Below are 288 nucleotides of genomic sequence, written 5' to 3'. Positions count from 1 at the left end.
AGAGTCCGTTTGAGAAAGGCTCAATGATGGGCGAGCCTTCGTAGGCGGAGGCTGCCCATGGCGACGTGGATCATGGCATGAGAGACGTCGAGGCGTGCTTCGTAAGCACGCACGGGCCTACGCCAGCGCGTCATCCACCCGAAGGTCCGCTCGACGACCCAGCGTCGAGGCAAAACCTTGAAGCCGGGCTCGGTGTCGGTACGGCGGACGATTTCGAGGATGGAATCCCGGAACGCGGCCTTGTCGAGCAGTCGGGTGCGGTCATAGGCGCCGTCCGCGAACAGATGC

1 protein-coding gene is annotated in these 288 nt (G+C 63.5%); it reads right to left on the bottom strand.

Translation table 11 applies throughout. From position 1 onward, the window contains the following. Positions 1-20: 20 nt before the first annotated feature. On the bottom strand, positions 21-288 hold a 268-nt coding region (locus B8460_RS20580), incomplete at its 5' end, for an IS5/IS1182 family transposase (protein WP_048863493.1).

The sequence above is a fragment of the Acidisphaera rubrifaciens HS-AP3 genome (genome assembly GCF_000964365.1).
GTDB classification, from domain to species: domain Bacteria; phylum Pseudomonadota; class Alphaproteobacteria; order Acetobacterales; family Acetobacteraceae; genus Acidisphaera; species Acidisphaera rubrifaciens.
The sequence above is the reverse complement of the archived record's forward strand: the minus strand, read 5'-3'. Positions and strand labels throughout refer to the sequence as shown.